Genomic DNA, 23,471 nt, shown 5'->3' with positions numbered 1-23,471 from the left:
CACAAAAAAAGAGAGGCATATGCCTCTCTTTCCATTTTACGTAAACCAGTGATTTATTTTGTCGCCGCGACTACTCAGTCAATGCGCGACTCAATCACTTGGCAGCGTAACACGTCATTACTTAGCAACCATAACCATCGCAGGGCGAACCACACGACCGTTTAACTCGTAACCTTTTTGCATTACGAACATAACCGTGTTTGATTCGTGATCTGGACTTTCTTGGATAGACATCGCTTGGTGGAATTCAGGGTTGAACACTTCACCTTCAGGGTTGATCTCTTTAAGACCAAACTTAGCAACTGTGTCTACGAACGTTTTGTGCGTTAGCTCAACACCTTCAAACAGTGGCTTAACCACTTCGTTTTCAGCATCTGCCGCTTGCATTGCACGCTCTAGGTTGTCGATGACAGGAAGTAGACCTTCAGCAAACTTGTTCAAAGCGAATTTACGCGCCTTATCAATTTCTTGCTCGCTACGGCGACGCATGTTTTCAACTTCAGCTTTTGCGCGAAGAACAGAATCTTGCTGCTCTTTCACTTTAGATTCGCTAGAAAGTAGTGCAGCTTCTAGTTGAGCGATTTTTGCTTCTTGCTCATCAACAGACTCTTCATTTAGCTCAGCTTCTTCAACTTTCTCAGCTTCAGCAATGATTTGATCTAGCTCTTCTTCCGTTACTTTGTTTTCTTCGTTGCTCATGATCTCTCCAGAATTCGTTTTCAATGCAAGTGACAGGTGTGTTTGCACCCCAAATTGATATAAAACACTCGCATAGACGTTCAACTTGCCTTTATTATGGGGATGAAGAATTTTGATTCAAGCCTAATTCGTTTGGAAACGTTATGAAAAAGCCATTTGAAGTCATCGCCATTATTGGTAAACCTCGAGATCAGCAAGCAATTCAGACTCATAGAGAGCTCTATCAGTGGTTAAGTACTGAGGGTTATCAAGTGTTTGTGGATGACAGACTCGCTACAATTTTAGACGATATCCCACAAGAACATTTTTCTAGCCTAATTGAATTAGGTAAACGCGCCGATCTCGCCATTGTGGTGGGTGGTGACGGAAATATGCTCGGTGCCGCTAGAATCTTGTCACGTTTCGATATTTCAGTGATTGGCGTAAACCGAGGTAACCTAGGTTTCCTTACCGATCTTAATCCTGAAAACTTCCAAAGTGCGCTTACTGATGTACTCAAGGGTGAATTCATGGAAGAAGAGCGCTTCTTACTTGAAACTGAAATTCATCGTCATGGCCAAATAAAAAGCCACAACGCCGCACTCAACGAAGCAGTACTTCACCCCGGTCAAGTCGCACATATGATCGAGTTCGAAGTGTATATCGATGACAGCTTCGCCTTCTCACAGCGTTCTGATGGCTTGATCGTATCAACACCGACAGGTTCAACCGCCTATTCGCTTTCTGGTGGTGGTCCTATCCTGTCATCAAGCTTAAATGCAATTTCATTAGTACCGATGTTCCCGCACACCCTTTCAAGCCGACCACTTGTGGTGGATGGAAAACGTCGTATCAAGCTGATCGTATCGCCAGATAACCGCGGTACACAGGAAGTCAGCTGCGATGGCCAAATCTCGCTACCAGTTTCTCCTGGCGATGAGATCCACATTTACCAAAGTCCGAATGTGCTCAAGCTGATCCACCCTAAAGACTACAACTACTACCATGTTCTGCGTAACAAACTAGGCTGGTCGAGTAAGTTGTTCTAAAAGAATAAAAGCGCCAGTGGTAACCGAAAATTTGAAAGGCTGACGACATTCGTCAGCCTTTTTTATTGCCCATAGAAAGCCCGTCGGCTCTAGCTTCTCTGCAATTCCTTATACCTCCACTCCCGACAGGGAGGAACAACTGAATTGGGAATCTACTGCGGTTTCAGTGATCTACAGACAACCTCAATTCTGAGATCTGTCGCAAAAAAATTTCACCCACCGACTTTACTGTATAAAGAAACAGTATATACTGGACTTATATACAGTATTATTCAGTTATACAGGTAAATAAAAATGCTGGCTCATCTAAGTGTTAATAATTTCGCTATTGTTAAGTCTTTACAGCTAGAACTCTCTAAAGGCATGACAACAATCACCGGAGAAACTGGTGCGGGTAAATCTATCGCTATCGACGCTTTAGGCTTGTGTCTTGGAGGAAGATCTGATGCAGGAATGGTTCGACAAGGTGAAGAAAAAACCGAAGTCAGTGCCGCTTTTTTACTTGAGAACAATCTGCATGCTACCCGCTGGTTAGAAGACAATGAACTGCTTGATGGCGGTGAATGCATCCTACGCAGAACCATCTCTAAAGAAGGTCGCTCTCGCGCATTCATCAACGGCAGTCCCGTGCCTCTTTCACAATTAAAATCGCTTGGACAGCTGTTGATCAACATTCATGGTCAGCACGCGCACCATCAGTTGATGAAAAGCGATTACCAAATGGCCATGCTTGATCAATACGCAGGTCACTTGAACTTATTGAAATCGACACGTAATGCTTACCAAGCCTGGCGACAAGCCGATAACCACTTGAAAGAGTTACGTGAAAATAGCCAGCAAAACCAAGCTCAAAAACAACTTCTTGAATACCAAATCAAAGAGTTAAATGAGCTGTCTATTGGGGAGGAAGAATATGAAGACCTCGAACAAGAGCATAAGCGCCTCTCCAATAGCGGAGAACTGGCCACAACCTGCCAACAAGCTATCGAGCTTATTTATGAAGGCGAAGAAGTTAATGCGCTTGGTATTCTGCAATCGGCCAATAACTCCTTAATTCAGTTAGCGGAGCTAGATGAAAGATTGGCTGAGTTACCAAACTTATTGTCTGAAGCCATTATTCAGATAGAAGAAACCAATAACGAGTTAAGAACATACCTAGATAGCATTGATGTCGATCCAGGTCGTATGGCTTACGTTGAAGAGCGCTTCTCAAAAGTAATGTCGATGTCTCGTAAACATCACGTGTTGCCAGAAGAGCTTTATAAGCACCATCAAGACTTATTACAACAAGTTGAAGCGCTTGATTGCTCTGATGAAAAGTTGGAAGAATTGGCAAACGAGGTAGAAAACCAGTACCAGTCGTTCGTGGCTAAATCAGAGAAGCTTCATAAATCTCGAACTCGTTACGCAAAAGAACTCAACAAGCTGATCACGCAAAGCATGCATGAACTGAGCATGGAAAAAGCGCAGTTTGCCATTGAAGTAAACAACACCAACACACACTCTTCTCCATTAGGTATGGATAACGTGACCTTCATTGTTTCGACCAACCCAGGTCAACCAATGCAGCCCATTGCTAAAGTGGCTTCTGGTGGCGAGTTATCACGAATCTCACTAGCGATTCAGGTGATCACAGCGCAAAAAGTGGATACACCAAGCCTGATTTTCGATGAAGTCGATGTGGGTATCAGTGGACCAACCGCTGCGGTTGTCGGAAAAATGCTTCGAAAACTGGGCGAATCTACGCAAGTGATGTGTGTGACACATTTACCTCAAGTTGCCGGTTGCGGTCACCAACAGCTGTTTGTTGCGAAGAACACGAAATCAGGTAAAACCGAGACTCAAATGCACACGCTTGATGAACAACAACGCGTTTCAGAGCTTGCTCGACTGCTTGGTGGCAGCCAAATTACCGAATCGACGCTTGCCAACGCAAAAGAGTTATTAATCGCAGCATAGGTTACATATTCAGCAACTTTCTGATAATTTACCGAAAATTCTTGGCAATTTTGCAACTTAATTCAAAATTGCCAGTCATAACAAGCTCAAAGCGCAAGGAGCTTTTTACTTCTTGCTGGAGCTTGTTTATTATCAGGCAGTATTTTAGCGAAGAAAGATCTCAAACTATGCGAATTAAAAAGTGGTTAGTTGCAGTTCCACTTGCACTAACAATGTTGACCGGTTGCTCTCTACTAGAGAAGTTGGTTTATCGAATTGACATCAATCAGGGTAACTATGTTGAACAAGAAGCTGTCGACCAGCTCAAGTTTGGCATGACAAAAACACAAGTTCGTTACGTTATGGGCTCACCTATGCTTATCGAAAATGGCTATCCAGATACGTGGTACTACATTTACCACCACCAAAAAGGCCATAACGACCCTATCCAGAAAAACCTTGTCGTGAACTTTGATGCCACTGGCACTCTAGTAACGATCAATGGTGATTTTGAAGCCAGTGATGAGTTCTTCGAAAGCCTTCGCTAGCTTTCCAGTCGACAAGGTATGAATCGCAAAAGCCTGCTCACTTCACACGAGCAGGCTTTTTAATATCTGCTAACAAATTAGCTGCGTGTCTAACCAACAGGCACAAAAAAGCTCGCCAACATTGCGAGCTCTCTTCTTAGTCGAATTTTTTTAGCACTACGATTTAGCTGCGGCTGCTTTCGCTTGCTCAGCACGCTTACGGCGGATCTCTTTTGGATCGGCTAACAGTGCTCGGTAGATTTCGATACGATCTTTATCGCGAACCGTCGCATCTAGCTTAACGTTGCGGCTGAATACGCCAACCTTGTTTTTTGCTAAGTCGATCTCTGGGTACAATTCCAAAACGCCAGACTGCGCAATGATCTCTTCAACGGTCGCGTGCTTGTTTACTACTAAAGTAAACACACGCTGTTCATGCGGAAGTGCAAACACAACCTCAACGTGGATCATATCCGATTCAATAGTCATGGCTTAGTAGACCTGTTTCGCGCGTTGAGTAAAAGCACTGACCATATTACTCGTCAGCTCATTGAAAACCTTACCAAATGCCATTTCAATCATTCGGCTAGAGAATTCAAACTCTAACTTAAGCTCAACCTTACACGCTTGCTCATCGAGCGGAGTAAAATACCAACCGCCCTGTAGCTTTTTAAACGGGCCGTCCACCAGCTCCATCAAGATCTCAGCGCCATCCGCTAAGCGGTTCGATGTGGTAAATGTTTTACTGATACCCGCTTTAGAGACATCAACCGAAGCCACCATCGTTGAATCTGAAGATTCGATCACACGTGAACCAGAACACCCTGGCAAAAACTCGTGATAACGAGCAACATCATTGACCAAGCTGAACATCTGGTCGGCACTAAACGACACTAATGCTGAACGAGTAACCTTTGGCATATAGACTCCTGTTAAAGACAGCGTTACATTAACACAAACTGCAATTTTAATTGTATTGGGCCAGAGCGCAAATAAAAAGGATTCCCCAACTAGGGTGCAATCCGTATAATGAGGCCATTATGGCAAAGAATAAATCAAAATCAAAAGCCGGTAGTAATACTATTGCGCTTAATAAGAAAGCTCGCCACGAATATTTCATCGATGATGAGATAGAAGCGGGGCTTGAGCTACAAGGCTGGGAAGTAAAATCCCTACGTGAAGGCAAAACCAATATCGCAGAAAGCTACGTCTACATCCGAGACGGCGAAGCATTCATCAGTGGTATGACGATCACTCCGCTCACTCAGGCGAGTACTCATATCGTGGCGAACCCAACACGTATCCGTAAACTACTTATGTCGAGAAAAGAGCTCGACAACCTTATCGGTCGTATTAACCGTGAAGGCATGACACTTGTCGCAACCGCACTTTACTGGTCTCGCTCTTGGGCGAAGATTAAAGTTGGTGTAGCGAAAGGTAAAAAGCTGCACGATAAACGTACTGATATGAAAGAAAAAGACTGGGCGAGAGATAAAGCACGAATTATGAAGAGTAATTTGCGTTAATTTTAAGCACTTAAACGCACAGTGCTAGACAGGCAATGCTTTTCTGGTACTATGCAAATAACACTTGGGGCTGATTTAGGATTCGACAGGAATTTTGAAGTCTGAGGTGCATGCCGTGGGGCGGTTGGCCACGTTAAAAGCCGCAAAAAAATAGTCGCAAACGACGAAAACTACGCACTAGCAGCTTAATAACCTGCTCAGAGCTCTCTTACCCTAGCTTCCGCTCGTAAGACGGGGACCAATAAGAGATCAAACCCAAACTAGCTAGCGCGGATTCTCCCACCTGAGAGGAAAAGCGCGAATAACAATTCAGGTTAGCCTTTAACTAGCGTGTCGGTTCGCAGGTTGCTGGTGAAATTAAAGATCGACTAAGCATGTAGTACCAATGATGAATGATTTTTGGACGCGGGTTCAACTCCCGCCAGCTCCACCAAACACGTGTATCGGGACGTCTCAGGACGTCCCGTTTTTGGTTTTAAACCCTTGAAAAGTCTTAATTGATCAGTATCAAGGCGTCTCACTGAATTTCATCTAATCTCTTCCATGAAGTAACATTCAATGTAACACGCTGATTAAAGCACCATACCTAGTGTTACATTAAGCAAGGAAGAGATAGAAATGGCCCGAATAATCAAACCGTTATCAGCCACCCAAGTAAGTAAAGCAAAGCCCAAGGACAAAGAGTATAGTCTTGGCGATGGTAATGGCTTATTTTTGCGTATCAAACCGAATGGCACAAAATCCTGGATATTTAACTACATACACCCTGTAACCAAGAAACGAAAGAATATCGGTCTTGGCATCTATCCCGATATCACTCTAGCGTCAGCACGAGAGAAAACAAGAGAGTTCCGCCAGCTCGTTGCTGAAAAAATAGACCCTCAGACTCATCGAAACAATCAAGCAGCAGCGGAACAATTAGCGGTCGAAACAACACTGCGCCATGTCGCTAAAGAATGGTTTGACGTTAAAAGTCACTCCATTACACCAGGTTACGCACAAGATATATGGCGCTCTCTAGAGCTACACATATTTCCGAATCTCGGTCAGTTGCCGATTCGTGACCTACTTGCTCCAACTGTCATCAAACAGCTACGACCTATAGAACAAAAAGGCTCTCTCGAAACAGTAAAGCGAGTCTGCCAACGTTTAAACGATGTTATGGCCTTCGCCGTCAATAGTGGCTTTATACATTCGAACCCAATACAAGGAATTAGAGAAGCGTTCAAGAAACCCAGCGTTGAACACATGAAAACACTTACTCCCGACGAGCTACCTTTACTGATGAATGCAATGTCAAATGCAAACATCAAAATGGTAACCAGATGCGCCTTTGAATTTCAGCTCCATACATTAACTAGGCCATCAGAAAGTGCTCAAGCTCAGTGGCACGAAATTGACTTCGAAAGTAGGCTCTGGATCATCCCTGAGCAAAAAATGAAGAGCCGCAGGGTTCATAAGATTCCACTGTCTGACGCAAGCATACAGCTCCTTAAGTTCATGGAACCAATTACCAAAGGCAAACGATATATCTTTGCCAGTGACACAAGCAAAAGCGGACACATTAACACCCAAAGCGTTAATACAGCTTTAAAACGTGCTGGAATGACGGGAAAATTAGTCAGTCACGGTATGCGATCCATAGGCAGCACTGCCCTTAATGAGCAAGGGTTTAATCGTGATGCAATCGAACTATCTTTAGCACATGTTGATAAAAATACGATCCGAGATATCTACAACAACGCACAATACCTGGAAGAGAGAAGGAAGATCATGGAATGGTGGAGTAATTTCATCCATGATGCAGCCAAAAGTGCTAATACTATCGCAAAACCTATATTGGGTGACTGAACACCACTACGTGACACGAATCACAATAGCCATGTAATTTTCATGGCTTTTCTTTACAGACTTAAGATATTCGATCTAGTCTCTCTGCGTAGTTCAGAGACTCACTCTGTATCAACAGACTGACTTAAAAGGAGAAAGTGAAACTAAATTAAACCTGAAGTTTGCTACTTTATCGATAGCAACTTATTACATACTTTTTTATCGCTCATTTAATAGCATTTCGCTGAGCACTAGTACTCATAGTTTCAAAAACCTAACTTTCAACAACAGCTTGATTAATAAGCATATAAACACAGGTTTTCTATGAGCAATAACTTCAAGATCGAACGTAAACATGACGTTCTAGCACGTATTCCATTCTCTAAAGCTACACTACACCGTAAAATTAATGACGGATCATTTCCGCCATCGATTTCACTCGGCGCAAATTCTGTCGGCTTCCTATCCCATGAAATTGATACTGTCATCGCAGCGATGGCATTAGATAAAGATCTAAGAGCTGTTGTCTCTGAATTACTCGAAAGACGCCAGTCACTTTTTGAAGAAACCTATTATACAGCGCTAGCTGCATAACTCGCTTTCTTAGCATGCATCGCATGCTGTCAAAAAGTGGGATTTTTCTTCTGTATATATAAATAACAAAAGATCCCACTTCTTTTATTCATCGATAGATATAAGAAGTTGAGACATGACAACTATCGCAACAGGCTTGGCATCTGAGCACCTACTCTTAAACGCTGCAAACACCAACAAGATAACGCTGTTATCTAACAAAGAGATCCAATACCCGTCGATGGACTCTAGAATAATCGCTTTATCAAAGCACAGTGAGTTGGACAAAGTCATAAACTATTACCATGACTCCGTCGGTAGTGTTACTCGTGTAGTCATTGACTCCCAAAGACACTTGAGCACAGCTATCTATATTCTACAGAAGAACTTTTTCACTACTCGGCTGCCCGTTCTCGACACCAAATCAAAAAAAACTCTATGTCCAAAACGTAGAAGTACCGAGTATTTGTTAGCACTTTACGAGTTGGCTCCACGCCAAGAATACCTTCAAATGATAGCTAAAAACTTAAGCCATCAGTTTCCTCTAATCTCAATGGAACCAAAAGATATCGTGTGCAAGTACATCGCGTGCAACCACATTATTTTTAACGATTTACTTATTGCTTTAAAAGAAGAAATATCAAATCGTCAGGAAACTGTTGACAAAAATGCATCTATATCGGAGTCGTTCAGTCGCAAGCATTTCACAAAGCTAGATTCAATAGACCTTAAGCATGAGCTACGAGAGTGTTCAACGCTGGCGATTAAGGCCGCTACGGGTACAGGAAAGACAAAACATTTATTCGGCCCGCTTGCACAACATGCAAGCGAAAAAGAACGAGTTGTGTACGTATCTCACTTGATAGCTCTAGTCGAGCAGTTTTGCCATGACCACCAAGCTACATCTTACACCTCAAATAAGCTGAACGAGGTCGAAAACTGTCAGGCTTTTGGTGTTGTCATTAACAGTATCTACAAAGATATGTTCCTAGATAAGTTAGCTAACTGCGACACGCTGATCATCGATGAGTTTGAAAAAGTATTCCAAACTGTCGTTTGCTCTGAAGACAACTCGCAGATGCAACGTAACAAGGTATTTGATTCATTATGCTACGCAATCGAAAATGCGGAAAATGTTATCATCGGAGATGCGGACTTATCTGATATTAGTTTGGGCTTTATTCAAGGGATAAGAGGAAAGCTAACAGTGCTCTATTGCACCGAGAACCCTTATACAAACATTCATGCAATCGTAAAAGATAAAGCCACCTATCTAGCAAATGAGATAAGTCAAAGACTTCTGATAGACAAGGCTTTCTTGTTTGATTCTGTCAATACACTAAAGCGTACAGTAAAAGCTTTAGGTTTCGTAAATGAACAGAACCTTTATTGTGAAGAATCAGCTCTGAAGAAAGGTATCTTAGTCCTTCATGCCGACAACAAGGGCCTAGCAGAGCAGAAAGAACTACTTTCAAACCCTAATCTTCATATTCACAAGTACCGCGCAATTCTTGTATCACCCTGTTTAGCGTCTGGTTTTTCAATAACTTCTAACTTTACTAATAGAGTTACTGTTATCGCAGACAAAACACTATGCCCGCTAGAACTGGTCAATTTTTCTAGGCGGTTTCGCAGCGCTCGGGAAATCGTTTTTGCAACAAATAGTAATAAAGATGTCGTAACAGAGGACTCTCCACTGGCATTCAAAGGTCAAGATTGGTTTCGATGGATGAGGCTCTTTAATTCTCGAAATAAACGGCTAAATTCATCACTAGATACAAGCCTCTTCTTTACATTGAAGCACCTTGGATTCAAAACTACCGTAGAAAGCCATATGGCCTCAGATCTACTCGGCGCTACGCACCAAATCCACCAAGAGTCTCGTGAATACTTTAAAAGCTTAGTTAAAGCAGTGCTTGAAGCTAGAGACATACAGCAAGGTGCAATCTCATTTGCTCATAGAAACAGCTGTATCAGTAGCGAGCTTGAACCTGCCATCATTCACTCTACTATAAGACAATACTATCGTCTTGAAGCATTGACTGAAGAAGATGTTCACTTTCACTTCCAGTTCAATAGGCGTGTTTTCTCACTTCTACCCTTAGTTCGAGATGATGATGAACTTAAACTAGATGATGAACTCAATGAGTTAAATGTAGATATTGCAAAGTTTCTTCATTCAGTTTTATTTCTAGACAACCAATTCGATGAAATAAAACCTAAAGTGTTTTTAAATCAGGATGATATGCTCTCAATCTCCAAGAAAGTCTTGTCAAAACGAGAGACCTTAGCAATTGTCTTTGACAGCGATAGGCTTAGAAGAAGAAAAGTAGACTCGCAGAAGAAGGCAACTCAATTCGTAAGGGAAACGTTGGAGATCTTAGGATTCAAACTTGGTAAATTTAGTCCGACAACTAGGCGAGCCAGAGTGTCACTAGACCCTAGAGCCAGGCAATATCGAACCTACATCCGTCAGAAGTTAGAGTTGCCCAAGGTTCCTGTTTCTTAGCGATTCTTAGCAACTTTAAGAATTCTTAAGTCAGATAAGAATTACAGCTGACAGAAAAAAGTGTACCGATGTTTGCCACTAGTTTGGAAATAGACCCCCAAACTAGCCTACACTCGTAGTCTGAAAAAGGGCACTCACAGCTAGGCTACCCCCGTAACCTGAGAATCAGTAGTCTAAACTTAGGCTAACATCCCTGCCTGTGACGGTTCAACACTCTACTTACTCATTCAAATAAAGCTCGGCCATCCCGTCCAAACGGCTTTTCACTTCTTTCCAATGCGGCATTACGCTGGTCAACAAGCGCCAGAAACGCTCACTATGGTTGTGCTCTGCGATATGGCAAAGCTCATGTAGGATCACATAGTCAATACACTCTTTTGGCGCTTTGATTAAGTGAGGGTTGAGCATCAAGTTACCTTTTGCTGAACAGCTACCCCATTGCTTCGCCATGGGAAAAACACGAAAGCTGGGTATGCCTTCAACCCATGTTGTTTGTGGAATCAGCTCTGCAAGGCGCTCATGAAAGATACGTTCGGCACGAACCTTATACCAATTACGAACCAAAGCTCGAACCATAGCCGTCTTGTCGTCATTAAAACGAGTTAAGGTTACTAAGAGCTTACCTCGGTTCATTTTTACCGAAGGTAAAGCCTCAATGTCTTCCACAATTTTAAGTACATATCTGCGCCCTAAGTAAAACTGCATTTCACCGCTGACATAATGCTTGGGCTGAACAAACTCTAAGTGAGCACGAAACTCCTTGAGTGCGTCATAGATCCACTTAGCACGCTTCATTACCGCTTCATGAATATCATCACGTTCGGTATCTTCTGGTGCGGTAATTGCCACTTCACAGTTAGGGTGAACTTTAATGGTTATCTTTCGCTTTTGGCCTTCTGCGAGGGGTTTTCGAACGACTTCGTAGGTAACAGCCTCATCACCATAGATGAAGCTGTATTCCTCTTTGCTGCCTTCATTAGAACTTACCGAAGTCATTAATGATGACCTGCCACACCCAGACGAGTGATTTGGATAATATCGGCAATAATCACCTTCGCAGTGTCCATGCCGACGGCTTTAAACAGCACAGGTAGCAGCTTACGACGAATGTGATTTTCAATCTCTTGTGGGTTAATTGAAAACTCAGCAACAGATGCCGTCACCACTTTATCGATTTGCATTGCATAATCGAAGCGTTCATCTTCACTTAGAGCATTGCTATCGGCTAGGTTTTTCAAGAATAACCCGTAGTAAGCTTGGACGTGACGTTTGATTTTTGGGTCAAGTTCGGAGAAGCGGTCAATAGGCATACCTTCGACATTTCGCTCTTTTACTTGTTCTTCAAAATCAGCAAACAACAGGTATTGCTTTACTGGGGCATCAAACATCTCTTTCGCTTGTTCGATGGCTTGTTTTAGCAACTTAGAAAAATACTCCTGAGCATACGGGTCATCTGCGAGATCCTGATCAATCATCTTAGTCACACGACCAGTGATAGCATCTTTCTTGTTACGAGCCTCATCGTCGGTCATTTCTTCAAGCTTTACATCTTTACCCATGTTACCGACTAAGTAGACGCCTTGAGATTCTTGGATCTCTACACCGCCAATGTGCTTATCCAGCATGGTTCGGATATTTTCAGCATACTCATCGTAGTCAACCGTTTCTTCCGCATCTTCACATACTTGGCGACGTAACTCAGACATCGATTTCAACGTCTTTTTGTACAGCTCACGCTTATCATCAAAACTCTTATCTTCAAAATATGTAGCTGATTGCAAAGCTACTTTCAGGCAGTTAGCAAACGTTGTGAGTGATGCATAAAAGTCCTCACGTTTTTTCAAATTGGTGTCGGTCAGCTGGCCATCAATCGTGTCAATCTTGGGTGCTAGTACTTGACGAAGCGCTTGTCCATCTTGCTTGTTCTGTACACCTTCAAACGTTGCCCATAAATCGCTATAGAAACCTGGCAGCTTCTTATATTCAGTGTCCATGCGGCTATAGAGACCTTGCAAGTCATCAATATCAAATCCGCCTTTGATACGCTCTTCAAGCTCTTGATAACTGGCAATAGACGCATCCAGCTCTTTCAAAATGCCACGATAATCAATCAAGTAACCAAATTGTTTTTTCTGGTGGAGACGGTTTACACGGGCAATCGCCTGAATCAAGTTGTGTTGCTTCATCGGCTTATCGATGTAAAGCACGGTATTCTTGGGTTCATCAAAACCTGTCAGAAGCTTATCCACCACGATCATGATGTCAGGGCCATCGTCTTTACTAAATTCATCAATGATGTGCTGGGTATAGGCTTTTTCGTCTTGACCAAAATCAGAATTAAGGACGTTTTCCTTCCACCAATTTTGCACTATGTCTTTGCTTTCACCATCGACAGTATCGTGGCCTTCACGAGTATCAGGCGCAGACATTGCGACAACGGAAGTCACTTTACCTATTTGGTCTAAAAGCTTCTTATATTGAATAGCAGAGGCTTTTGAGTCACAGGCAAGTTGACCTTTTAAGCCTTGACGTTTGAAGTTTTGGAAGTGATCGGAAATATCATGGGCGATGAGTTCCAATCGACCTTCGGTTTGATAGATTTGACCTTTCTGAGCAAACTTTTTCTTCAAGTCTGTTCGCTGTTTTTCAGACAGCTTATCGGTGATACGGTCAAACCACGCATCAATGGCTTTGTCATTAGTGCTGAGATCAGGAATACGTTCTTCATACAATAAAGGCGTCACCGTTTTATCTTCTACCGCTTGTTGCATTGTGTATGAGTGAATGATCTTACCAAACTTATTTTCGGTTTTATCGTCTTGCAACAAAGGTGTTCCCGTAAAACCAATATAAGCGGCTTTCGGAAGAGCTTGTTGCATTCGAATGTTATTCTCACCGTTTTGGCTACGGTGGCCTTCATCAACCAATACAATAATATCTGGACTGTCGTTGTAGCACTCTGGTAGCTCGATAGCCGTACCAAACTTATTGATTATGGAGAAGATAATACGCTCGTTACCTTTACCGATTTGATCTGCTAAACGGCGACCTGTCGTCGCCATAGCCGATTTTTTATCTTTATCCGATAATGCACCGCCTGAAGCGAAAGTACGGGCAAGTTGGTCTTCAAGGTCAACACGGTCAGTCACTACAACGACACGGCATTTGGCTAACTCTTTAAGCCAAATAAGGGCTTTGGATAAGAAGACCATAGTGAACGACTTACCTGAGCCTGTTGTATGCCAGATCACACCACCGTTACGTGCGCCTTGCTCATCAAAAGAGGTGACACGTTCAATTAACGCTTTAATGCCGAAGACTTGCTGATAACGAGCGACAATTTTGCCAGCCTTTTTATCAAACAGTGTAAAAAGCTGAGTCATCTCCAACAGGCGGTCATGACGTAAGAGTGAGACTAATAAACGGTCTTGCTCGGTAACCACAAGATCGCCACCCGCAATCAAAGACAGGTACTCATCACGTACTTTGGCAGAACGGTGGTTGAATATAAGGTCGAGTTTGTCTTGTGCTAATGGCGCGTTCTTTAAACGTGCAAAGGTTGCCTCAGTGATCTCTTCTTCTTTCCATTTCGCCCAGAATTTTTCAGGCGTTCCGCAGGTAGCGTATAGACCTTCGTGACCATTCACAGAGACCAATAGTTGGCTATAAGCGAACAGATGAGGGATTTCATCTACCTTTTGGTTACGGATGTTCTGCGAGATACCTTCCGATACAGTTGGTTTCCCTTCAGAAGAGGAATCAGGGCGTTTCGCTTCTATCACTACCCAAGGAAGGCCATTTACAAAACACACTACATCAGGGATACGCTTACCTGTCCCATAAGCATTTTCTACTTCTAGCTCTTCGGTGAAGTGGTACTTATTGTTTTTTGGTGCTTCCCAATCAATGATGTCGATGGTCGGGTTCGCTTTCTTACCGTCGATAAACTCGGTGACACTGATGCCATAAGTGAGGGCGTTGTACAGCTTCTCATTCGCGGCCTTTAAGCCTTCATTCATGGCTGGGTTCGCCAGCTCATGAATAATTTTATCGATGGCTGCTTCTGATAGCTTGTGCTGCTTGCCAATGAAGTTGTAGGTTTTGTGTTTAAGCACATCACGTAACACATCAGGCAAGATAACCACGGTTCGGTTGCCTCGTTTCACCAAGCACTCGCTTGGTGGGATAAACGTGTAACCTAAGTTAGCCAGTAGGGTTAGCGCTGGGATTTTTGCACTTTGTTCTTCACGGAAGTTAGGTACGTTATTGGAATTATTCATTATGCAACCCATTGCTTTAGCACATTTACGACGACAGGCGAGAAAGCTTCTAGCTTGCCATCGGCTGGAGTAGACAAATCGTCAATCATCATTTCGATTATTTCATCATCTTCCAGTTCAGGATCTGCATCAGGGTCAATGCTGTATTGCCAAAGTAGAGAGTGAACGGCAGCTTTACGCTTTGCAATGAGCGATTTATTATTGCTCTCTCTATCACCCAGATTTAGAACCCTGATAGTTTCAATAGCATCAGGGCTTTTACCTGAAACACGACCACTGAGTTTAAAGACTAAGTCAGTCTCACATTCATCCATAAACGGGGTGAGTGGAAGAGCTTGAGATTTATGTGAATCACCGCATTGGTTCAATGTGTTACAGCTAGCAATGATATTGCTGAAATCCAAAGTTCGATTTTGATTGATGTCTTGTGCTTCTACATGTTCATTATGACAATCGCCATCACCAGATAAAGCCTGACAACAATGGCCACATAAGAAGTGTTGTTCAGCGAGTGCTTCCGTGCGGATTGCTTGGCGAACACCTCCATCTTTAAGCTGTGGATATCGCTTATTCGGATTGGCTCGCTTCCAATCCGTCAATTGTTGCGGCTCATACCCTGCACGTTTAGTTATCTTTCGCAATTCTTAGCTCCTTCTTACGAAGCAATAGTTTTGCTTTAGATAGTTCTAAGTTACCCGCTGGCAAGTCGGCTTGTAAGTCCGCTAGTAGTTGTTTTGCCATCTCGATATTTGAATCATGGATAGCATCAAGCAAATCACCGATTTTCGTATTCACTTCAGCGTTTCGAACATCAGTATCCATAATATCGAGAAGAACCGAGTTAGCATCTTGACCATATAGCTCAGGCACTGGTGTCGCTTTCTCTGGATTATTCAGCAAGCTCACATGGATGCCTTTACTATCACTGATCACTAATGGCGAGTGCGTGGTCACAATAAATTGAATTTTTGGAAAAGCTCGTTTTAAGCTTTCAAGAATTGTTCGCTGCCACTGAGGATGCAAGTGCATATCGACTTCATCAATAAGCACAATACCTAGGCTATCCTGTACAGCATGAGTTCCCATGTGAGGGTTGAGTTGAATTGCTCTGCGAGCAATATCTGCAATCATGCCTATCATATTCCGCACGCCATCACTGAGTAGTGAAATTGGCACATTACCCTGTTCTTTGTGCGTAGCAACCACTTGCTTTGCAGTGGCTGAGTAATGAACATTTGACCAGCCAGAAGGCTCAAGAATAATATTGAGTGCTTTCTGCAATGAAGTTAAACGGTCAGCATGAATGTTTCCTTTTACAGGGCCGCCAGACATTCTTTGCTCTTGCTGCTGCATTCCACGTTCAAAACTTGCCATTGTTTCTTGGTGAAGCCAACTAGCAAATGTTTTGTAGCTACTTGCGGGTTTATCCCAATCTCGATAACCCTCTAATCGGCTTGTTTTAGATAACTTTGGTGACTCACTTGATGGATCAAAACTTTGATTCCATAGTCGCTCAGTACCGTAAACCGCAATAACTGGAAGTGTTGGGTGAGCGCCATCTTGTACGATTTTTTGTAAACGCTTTGCAACGTTGATCAACTCTGAAACTTTAGTTCCAGTACTCTTTAGCGTATTACGAGAACGAGACCATTCAGAAGGAAAGTCATCAACGTAGTTATTATATGCCTGAGCTGAAACTTGAACAGGGAATTGATATTCCATGGTAAAACCTTGGTCTTGAGAACCAATTTTACCAAGGTGAATATCATTGTCTCGAATAGCTCGGTCTGTGCTTGTACCAAAACCACTCAGGAACTGGCCATAAGCAACAGAAATTGCATCTAGCAGTGAGGTTTTACCGTAACCATTAAGACCAACCAATACATTAATGCCAGGCTGGAAATCGCACTCAAAACGTTTGAAGCCACGGAAGTTTTCTAAAGTTAATGTTTTTAATTTCATGTCATTATGAACCCGTTAAATTTATCCCTTACCCGAAATCAAAGTAGCTAATCCCCTCTTATGGAGAGGAGGACTCTCGATTAAGCGACTTCAACCTCATCGATTTTCACTCGGCGCTTACCTGTCAATAACTGCTGCATCAACGCCTTTTTTTCTTGCTTAAGGTAAGCAAGTTTTGCATTGAATACTTCAATTTCTTTGTCGGCAGCTGTAAGGACTGAGGCGATTTTTTGTTGTTCGTCAAAAGTAGGGACAATTAGACTCAATCCCATAAAGTCAGAAGGCTTCACATTTAATAATCCATGTGCTCGACCACCTTCTGCTGCTACTTTTGTTAACCCACGGTTTAGCAAACCAGATTCAAAGTATTGCTCCATAAAGCAGCTTGACGTCTTGGCCTCATCCTTTATTTCGAAGCAGATATAAAGACTCGTCACTACAGCGTCTTCATATCTATTTAGCCGCTTAATTGCCCCCATGGGGTAACCATTAGAGTAACTTTTATTATAAGCAAACTGCCCTTTACGCAAGATAAAGTAATTATCGAGTGTCTCAGACGCGACTGACTTTTTGAAAAACTCTTGCTGCCTAATTAGGCCATGCTGCGCAGAGATCGTTACAACATTAGTGCTTTGCCCTTTGTTTTTTTCTGTCATTCGGTCAAATAAATGACTTAACTTAACCTCTTCCCACTCTCCCTCAAACGCTTTACCCGTTTCAGTCCCATCTTTTGTTGAAGAGCGCAAACGTTTCTTACCCGTCAAAAGTTGCTGCATCAGGGCTTTTTTCTGCTGCTTGCTGGTTTCAATTAGCTTTTCTGTGGTGGTAATCGCTTTATCCCATATTGAAAGGATTTTGGCGATCTTGCGTTGTTCTGTGATTGGGGGGTAAATGGATTTTAATTTTCGAATTTCCCCTAAGTTAATCCTTGAAAAAGTTGAGCCGCCAGCCAACTTAAAGACAGCCCTCTGCGTGCTAACTGACTGTAAATTATAAAAAAGGAAATCAGAATCACAGGTTCTTGGTTTTACTAAAACAGTATCTTGTCCTAAAACAAAAGGTGCATCTGAATTAACATATGAAGCTATTCCAACAGATTGGTTTCGGCTAAGAACCAAATCACCAATATCAACAGAACAATGATCCATTAAGGACATATATTCTTCATTTGTAACTCGTTTAGTTGGGCTGTGTAAGTCAATTGCACCCCATTTTATGGTTCCAGGTGAAACCAAAGGGATTCCTTCTTCTACATACTTTGGAGTTCGATGTTTACAATCAATAATTTGTGAGACTTGATCTAAAGGTAAAATCTCCCAGCCATTAGGCTCCATAACCCAGCTCCTCTAGGTAACCCACCATTTCCGCTTCTAGAGCTGTGAGTTCATTTTGCAGATCTAAACGCTTATTACGCACCGCAACTAAATCAATCTCTTCTTCTTCCTCAAAGGTATCCACATAACGAGGGATGTTGAGGTTGTAATCATTCTCGGCAATCTCTTCTAGCGACGCTAGGTATGAGTATTTATCGGTCGTTTCACGTGCTTTGTAGGTATCTACAATCTTCTGAATATTTTCAGGTGTTAGCTGGTTTTGGTTCTTGCCTGATTTGAACTCACGAGAGGCATCAATAAACAGTACCGTATTGTTATGAGAAGGGTCGTCTTTCTGCTTTTTGAAGATAAGAATCGCAGCAGGGATACCTGTACCAAAAAACAGCTTTTCAGGTAGACCGATTACGGTGTCTAGCAAGTTTTCATCAATTAATTGCTTACGGATTTTACCTTCACTTGATGCGCGGAATAGCACGCCATGAGGCACAACCACACCCATTCGACCGCCTTTTTTACCTTGAGAAGCAGGCTTTAGTGTCTCAATCATGTGTGAGATAAACGCATAGTCACCTTTGGTCTTTGGCGGAATACCACGGCGGAAGCGGCCAAAGTGGTCATTACCTGCATCTTCAAAGCCCCATTTATCAAGAGAGAACGGAGGGTTCGCTGTTACTACATCAAAGTGCAGCAGTCCGCCTTCTTTGTCTTGTAGCTTAGGATTACGGATGGTATCGCCCCACTCAATACGGTGGTTATCTTCACCGTGTAGGAACATGTTCATCTTCGCTAGTGACCAGGTTGAACCAATCGCTTCCTGACCAAACAAGGCGTATTGCTTAGAGCCTGCAAAGTTGTTCTGCACTTGCTTACCACATTTCATCAGTAGCGAGCCTGAGCCACATGCAGGGTCACAGATGCTATCGCCTTGTTGTGGTTCTAGGATAATCGAGAGTAGGTCAGATACCTCTGGTGGGGTATAGAATTCACCCGCAGATTTACCGCTGCCAGCAGCGAAGTGTTTGATGAGGTACTCGTAAGCGTTACCAATCACATCTAGCGAACCAACACGGCTTGGGCGTAGGTTTAGGGTCTCTTTACCAAAGTCTTCCAACAGATGGCGAAGGATGTCGTTTTTCTGCTTTTCGTCACCTAGTTTATCGGTATTGAAGCTAATGTCTTGGAAGACATTCTTTAGCTTAGTGCCGTTAGCTTCTTCAATAGCATGGAGAGCTTGGTCGATACGAGAACCATTACCAGGCTCATGACGAGCTTCGTACAAATCCCAGAATGTTGAACCTACAGGGATTTTGAAAGACTGGCTTTCCATCATTTCTGAGATCAGTTCAGGGATGTCACCATACTCTTCTTTCAGTTCATCGTACTTGTCTTGGTGAACATCAGAGATGTATTTAAGGAACAAAGTAGTAAGGATGAAATCTTTGTAGATAGACGGATCAACCGTACCTCGGAAGGTGTCACACGCTCCCCATACCGCTTTGTTGATGTCATCTTGATTGATTTTAGTGTGTGGCATGATTTCCTAGCCCTTAAATTGTTCAGAATTCTGGATTAAGTCAGTAGCTATAGCATTAAGCTGCTGCTGACGATTATTTATAAGCTTATAAAGCAATGCATTTTCTTTGATGCTTGCTGCATAAAGCTTGGCAATAGTGTTCTGTTTTTCTATCTCTGGTATCGCTAGCTCAACATCGGCCAATACTGGTTTTCTAATGTTTGTTTGTGTGCTGCCTTCAGCACTCTTTCTAAAGTACTGCTGCACAGGCTTTTGATTGAGCTGCCAAGCTAAGAACATTGGGTTTATCTTATCACGTTGCGATGACTTGATACGGATCTGAAACAGGCTAGGAGAACTAATTACGTCTTCTAGTTGTTCAGGAACGTAGGCAGCATAGGTTCTCATCCCCTTGGCAATGAACAGAACATCGCCTTGTTCAAGCCACATAGGCTGCTTCTTACCTGTTAATTCCGTTCTCACCAACTCAGCGCTTTGCAACTCACCCAGATCACTGATGTCTTTTGCTTGCACGACTTGGACGGAAGCATTTGGGTCATGCTTGATTGACCCGCGAAATGGGTAGCCAGCATGAATATCCGCTACCTCTGATAGTCGTAGTCTCATTCCAACACCTCAAACTTTAACTTGCATCCATTGTGGTTACTTTAAGCAAATACGTCAAGAAAAAATGCAGGAATAAAAAACTGCAAATTTTAAGTTGACTAAATGTCAAACCGATCATAAGATTATTTGCAGTAAACGAATGGAGCAAAAATCATGAGCAGACAAAAAGCGGTACAAAATGGTGAAGCATTTGAGTCAAAGATCTTTGCAGTACTTAAGCAAATCCCTGGCGTAAATGTGATTAAAGATATTCCTTATCCATCTATCTACAGTGCTTATTCAACCAAGCACAAAACCAAGATGGAGTTCAGAGCGGAGAACATATCTCTGACATTTGAAACCTTGGATTTCCAAGGTAACAAGATCACCAAAACTCGCTTGTTCAACACATTGAACATTGAGTGTAAGTATCAGGAAGACTCGGGGACGACAGATGAAAAGTACCCACTGGTCTATGAGAACGCACTGATCAGTGATGCTGAAGCCACTCTATTTGTTTACGAAGATCCGTTGAAGAACATTAAGCGTGGTGCGTTGGAGTTTATGTACGACAAGGCACTTAACTCAGGTGAGAGATTAATAGTGATGGACTTTGATAGCCTCCTTGCGAATGTGAATAAGCAATATGCATTGGAGCTTGTTGCGGCAAGGTTTGAGCAAGGTTCTGAGCTATTTCAAGCTAATCACCCTGGGCTGAAAATGCTGGATTCATACTCTCGAAAGCGCTTCAACCAAGCGATGAGAAAAAATGAACAGTGTGGAGAGTTCTTTGACGAGTACCTAGATTGCCAACGTGATTTCCACAATTTTATCGCAAGGCATGGGGTACAAAGCCGTGATTACCTACCGTATTTAAACAATTTAAGAACCTTACGAGCAGGGATCACTGAATGTTTACCAAACTTAAATTAAGGAGATTTAATCTATGACTGTAACTGAGAAACTATTGGCTGCTCTACTAGAGCGTGGTGCGTTTGACAATGAAGAGCAAAAGGTGGGGGGCATTGCACAGTTAGCTATTGATACGAGCTTTGATAGTCTTAGTCATGCTCGAAAGCATGTTCTATTACCATGGCTGTCGCAGCACTGTACAGGCTCAACTGACCCTGGTGGTCATCATAATGGTTGTTGTGTGGGGTTAGATGGTGATGAACTACTTGACGCTATCGAATTGGCAGATGACACCGAATGTTTACAGTGTGATAGTTGCCGTAATGATGATTCGTATTACGCACATCAGTACGACAAACTAATGGCTGAGTAGCCAGAGTATCCGTTGGCAGAAGCCGTCATGGTGATGGCTTGCCTTCGGCAAAACATATCGAAGTTGTTTAGAGCTGAGGTGCCATTTGTCGATTTGGCAGAAGAAACTTCATGTTTACAAGCTCGGGTAATTTCAACCGTATACGGCTGGGCATGATAGGCGGTTAAAGAAGACCTGACTCAACTTGTTGCCTTGTTCCAGTGACGTTTAATAGTCGCTATTCCTAAGCTCAAATGAATAGCAGCTTTACTCTGCGACATTCCAGCTTCTTTGCACTCTAGCACTCGTCTGGTTGTTTTAGTAGCTTTGGGTCTACCTAGTCTTTTTCCTTCAGCTTTAGCTCTGGCTAACCCTTCTTGTGTCCGTTCTTTTATACGGTTCCTTTCAAACTCTGCAAACGCTGAAAACATCTGAAGCATGAGCTTCCCTTCTGGTGAACTGAGGTCAGATACAGGCAGGTCTAAGCAAATGACACGAATTCCCTTTTGGATCAGTTTACCGATAGTCTGTTGTACATCGATGTTATCTCTACCAAGTCGATCAAGTTTTAGAACGACTAAGGTGTCACCTGCTTCTATTTTATGTTCGATTAAATTTGAGAATTGTTCTCTGTCTGTAGCCTTCGTACTGCCAGAGACAATTTCGCTAATTACACGATGGTCGATCACATTATAACCAGCGTTGCGAATAGCTAATATTTGGTTTTCGGTTGTTTGTTCCGTCGTTGATACACGACAGTAAGCGAAGATTCTTCCAGTCATTTGATTCTCGCATCATAAAGTCTGGTATCATCATACCATTGGTATCATAAATTAAATAGGTATATTTATGATGCCACTTTAAGTACACCTTTTCTGGTGTTGTATAACGGTTGTTTTTTGATACCAAAGAATATGATTAGGTTGGAGCTATATTTTCTTTACTTGCAGATGTATTGGTTAATGTTTGCACACATAGAGTGTGGAGGGTCGATCGCATGTATGGACGGCGCACAAAGAGAGTATGCTAGTTTGATATAGGATCTCTATCGTTAGTTAGGGCTGACAAATACAAATTATTCAGTATATAAATCCGACTTTTGTTATTTTAATGATATTTAATCTCGCCCTAGTGTTTAATTTTGAGGAAAAACATGATATAACAATTATAACTATCATAACAATTATAAATTTATATAACTAATATAAGGAGTGATTGATTTTCAGCACTACTTTGCGGAAAACCCACAAAATTCTGCATTTCAAAAGACTGCCACCTATGGCACTTCTGATGCCAGAGATGGCATTGTTACTGCCAAAGATGGTATTTTAGTTGCCCACATCCCGCACTCGACGAGTGCGAAAGTACTGTCAACTCACACTCCTCTAGTGCGAAGCATACCTGATCAAAGTAGTTTTGAGCGGTAATGTTGTTCTAATATTCCTACCTATTATTCTGTTAGTTAAAACTTCACGCTAGAGGTCTAGCGCGAAGATGTGGCGTCTCCTATTCGTGTGAGATATAACGGTTCACGTTCCTCTCCTGCCAATGACCTAGATGATTACTTGCTCATCATAGTGGCTAACCAAAGCTAATGAATCCTTTGTTTTGAGCGCAAAACTGCAACAGGTGTAGAGTAAGTACGTCCTAAACCCTACATTCTAATCTTTCTGCGCGAACAATCAGATTGCCCATGAATAGTAAGAGCATTGCTACATTTTTGTAAGTTCATGGTCGAACTCACCATGAAAACCAGCTCTGGTTTTGGGGCAAAGCATTGATAGTGACAATCAGGTTGACCATGAATGGTAAGAGGTGTTGCTACATTTTTTTGTAAGTGCATGGTCGAGATCACCATGAAAACCAGATCTGGTTTTGGGAC

At 42.5% G+C, this 23,471-nt stretch carries 22 protein-coding genes and 1 other RNA gene; 10 read left to right on the top strand and 13 right to left on the bottom strand.

All coding sequences use genetic code 11. The annotated features are described in order from the left end of the window. Positions 1-117 precede the first annotated feature (117 nt). Entirely contained in the window at positions 118-699 is a 582-nt protein-coding gene (gene grpE, locus ACED28_RS04255) for a nucleotide exchange factor GrpE (RefSeq protein WP_009848329.1), read from the bottom strand. Positions 700-842: 143 nt separating this feature from the next. Here grpE and nadK point away from each other — a divergent pair, with 143 nt between their 5' ends. The 3 genes from nadK (at position 843) to bamE (ending at position 4,213) form a co-directional block, all read left to right on the top strand. After that, complete coding sequence (gene nadK, locus ACED28_RS04250) at positions 843-1,727, top strand: NAD(+) kinase (protein ID WP_009848328.1); 885 nt, start codon at positions 843-845, stop codon at positions 1,725-1,727. 294 nt (positions 1,728-2,021) lie between these two features. Continuing rightward, positions 2,022-3,686, top strand: a complete 1,665-nt coding sequence (gene recN, locus ACED28_RS04245; RefSeq protein ID WP_102250028.1) for a DNA repair protein RecN — start codon at positions 2,022-2,024, stop codon at positions 3,684-3,686. Between the two features lie 167 nt (positions 3,687-3,853). Further along, positions 3,854-4,213 carry an outer membrane protein assembly factor BamE gene (gene bamE / locus ACED28_RS04240; protein ID WP_009848326.1) on the top strand — a complete coding sequence of 120 codons (360 nt, stop codon included), beginning with the start codon at positions 3,854-3,856 and terminating at the stop codon, positions 4,211-4,213. Between the two features lie 156 nt (positions 4,214-4,369). Here bamE and ACED28_RS04235 read toward each other — a convergent pair whose 3' ends face one another. Both ACED28_RS04235 and ACED28_RS04230 read right to left on the bottom strand, forming a co-directional pair. Beyond that, complete coding sequence (locus ACED28_RS04235) at positions 4,370-4,681, bottom strand: RnfH family protein (protein WP_009848325.1); 312 nt, start codon at positions 4,679-4,681, stop codon at positions 4,370-4,372. A 3-nt stretch (positions 4,682-4,684) separates the two neighbouring features. Continuing rightward, positions 4,685-5,113 carry an SRPBCC family protein gene (locus ACED28_RS04230; RefSeq protein WP_004735157.1) on the bottom strand — a complete coding sequence of 143 codons (429 nt, stop codon included), beginning with the start codon at positions 5,111-5,113 and terminating at the stop codon, positions 4,685-4,687. 119 nt (positions 5,114-5,232) lie between these two features. Here ACED28_RS04230 and smpB point away from each other — a divergent pair, with 119 nt between their 5' ends. The 4 genes from smpB (at position 5,233) to ACED28_RS04210 (ending at position 8,142) form a co-directional block, all read left to right on the top strand. Then, entirely contained in the window at positions 5,233-5,718 is a 486-nt protein-coding gene (gene smpB, locus ACED28_RS04225; RefSeq protein ID WP_004735156.1) for an SsrA-binding protein SmpB, read from the top strand. Positions 5,719-5,784: 66 nt separating this feature from the next. After that, positions 5,785-6,151: a transfer-messenger RNA gene (gene ssrA, locus ACED28_RS04220) on the top strand. A 185-nt stretch (positions 6,152-6,336) separates the two neighbouring features. Further along, on the top strand, positions 6,337-7,569 hold the full coding sequence (locus tag ACED28_RS04215; RefSeq protein ID WP_371709367.1) for an integrase domain-containing protein: 1,233 nt from the start codon (positions 6,337-6,339) through the stop codon (positions 7,567-7,569). A gap of 303 nt (positions 7,570-7,872) precedes the next feature. Then, positions 7,873-8,142, top strand: coding sequence for a helix-turn-helix transcriptional regulator (locus ACED28_RS04210; protein WP_371703293.1), 270 nt, complete (start codon positions 7,873-7,875; stop codon positions 8,140-8,142). Between the two features lie 84 nt (positions 8,143-8,226). Here the strand turns inward: ACED28_RS04210 and ACED28_RS04205 are convergent, their stop codons facing one another. Then, a complete protein-coding gene (locus tag ACED28_RS04205; protein ID WP_371709366.1) occupies positions 8,227-8,415 on the bottom strand; it encodes a hypothetical protein in 189 nt (62 codons plus the stop codon). A 217-nt stretch (positions 8,416-8,632) separates the two neighbouring features. Between ACED28_RS04205 and ACED28_RS04200 the strand changes: the two genes are divergently transcribed. Further along, a complete protein-coding gene (locus tag ACED28_RS04200) occupies positions 8,633-10,630 on the top strand; it encodes a hypothetical protein (protein ID WP_371709365.1) in 1,998 nt (665 codons plus the stop codon). Between the two features lie 219 nt (positions 10,631-10,849). Here ACED28_RS04200 and ACED28_RS04195 read toward each other — a convergent pair whose 3' ends face one another. From ACED28_RS04195 to ACED28_RS04165, 7 genes are all read right to left on the bottom strand, one after another. Then, positions 10,850-11,626 carry a M48 family metallopeptidase gene (locus ACED28_RS04195; protein WP_371703296.1) on the bottom strand — a complete coding sequence of 259 codons (777 nt, stop codon included), beginning with the start codon at positions 11,624-11,626 and terminating at the stop codon, positions 10,850-10,852. Beyond that, positions 11,626-14,910 carry a type I restriction endonuclease subunit R gene (locus tag ACED28_RS04190; protein WP_371709364.1) on the bottom strand — a complete coding sequence of 1,095 codons (3,285 nt, stop codon included), beginning with the start codon at positions 14,908-14,910 and terminating at the stop codon, positions 11,626-11,628. Before ACED28_RS04190 ends, ACED28_RS04195 begins: the two co-directional genes overlap by 1 nt. After that, positions 14,910-15,551 carry a TIGR02646 family protein gene (locus ACED28_RS04185; RefSeq protein ID WP_371709363.1) on the bottom strand — a complete coding sequence of 214 codons (642 nt, stop codon included), beginning with the start codon at positions 15,549-15,551 and terminating at the stop codon, positions 14,910-14,912. Before ACED28_RS04185 ends, ACED28_RS04190 begins: the two co-directional genes overlap by 1 nt. Beyond that, complete coding sequence (locus ACED28_RS04180) at positions 15,535-16,872, bottom strand: AAA family ATPase (RefSeq protein ID WP_371709362.1); 1,338 nt, start codon at positions 16,870-16,872, stop codon at positions 15,535-15,537. The genes ACED28_RS04185 and ACED28_RS04180 overlap by 17 nt, the downstream gene beginning before the upstream one ends. An 80-nt stretch (positions 16,873-16,952) precedes the next feature. Next, positions 16,953-18,206: a restriction endonuclease subunit S gene (locus ACED28_RS04175; RefSeq protein ID WP_371709361.1), complete on the bottom strand. Its 1,254-nt coding sequence runs from the start codon at positions 18,204-18,206 to the stop codon at positions 16,953-16,955. After that, complete coding sequence (locus ACED28_RS04170) at positions 18,196-19,740, bottom strand: type I restriction-modification system subunit M (protein ID WP_371709360.1); 1,545 nt, start codon at positions 19,738-19,740, stop codon at positions 18,196-18,198. Before ACED28_RS04170 ends, ACED28_RS04175 begins: the two co-directional genes overlap by 11 nt. 6 nt (positions 19,741-19,746) lie before the next feature. Further along, positions 19,747-20,346 carry a restriction endonuclease subunit S gene (locus tag ACED28_RS04165; RefSeq protein ID WP_054542199.1) on the bottom strand — a complete coding sequence of 200 codons (600 nt, stop codon included), beginning with the start codon at positions 20,344-20,346 and terminating at the stop codon, positions 19,747-19,749. A gap of 153 nt (positions 20,347-20,499) precedes the next feature. On the opposite strand from ACED28_RS04165, the gene ACED28_RS04160 reads away from it, so the two are divergent. Together ACED28_RS04160 and ACED28_RS04155 are read left to right on the top strand one after the other, a co-directional pair. After that, positions 20,500-21,258, top strand: coding sequence for a PD-(D/E)XK nuclease superfamily protein (locus ACED28_RS04160; protein WP_371709359.1), 759 nt, complete (start codon positions 20,500-20,502; stop codon positions 21,256-21,258). Between the two features lie 13 nt (positions 21,259-21,271). Then, positions 21,272-21,610, top strand: a complete 339-nt coding sequence (locus ACED28_RS04155; RefSeq protein ID WP_371709358.1) for a hypothetical protein — start codon at positions 21,272-21,274, stop codon at positions 21,608-21,610. Positions 21,611-21,789: 179 nt separating this feature from the next. On the opposite strand, the gene ACED28_RS04150 is transcribed toward ACED28_RS04155, so the two are convergent. Both ACED28_RS04150 and ACED28_RS04145 read right to left on the bottom strand, forming a co-directional pair. After that, complete coding sequence (locus ACED28_RS04150) at positions 21,790-22,371, bottom strand: recombinase family protein (protein WP_371703308.1); 582 nt, start codon at positions 22,369-22,371, stop codon at positions 21,790-21,792. A gap of 872 nt (positions 22,372-23,243) precedes the next feature. Continuing rightward, on the bottom strand, positions 23,244-23,471 hold a 228-nt coding region (locus ACED28_RS04145; protein WP_371709357.1), incomplete at its 5' end, for a hypothetical protein.

The organism is Vibrio sp. 1F253 (assembly GCF_041439295.1).
Lineage (GTDB): Bacteria > Pseudomonadota > Gammaproteobacteria > Enterobacterales > Vibrionaceae > Vibrio > Vibrio tasmaniensis_A.
The sequence above is the reverse complement of the archived record's forward strand: the minus strand, read 5'-3'. Positions and strand labels throughout refer to the sequence as shown.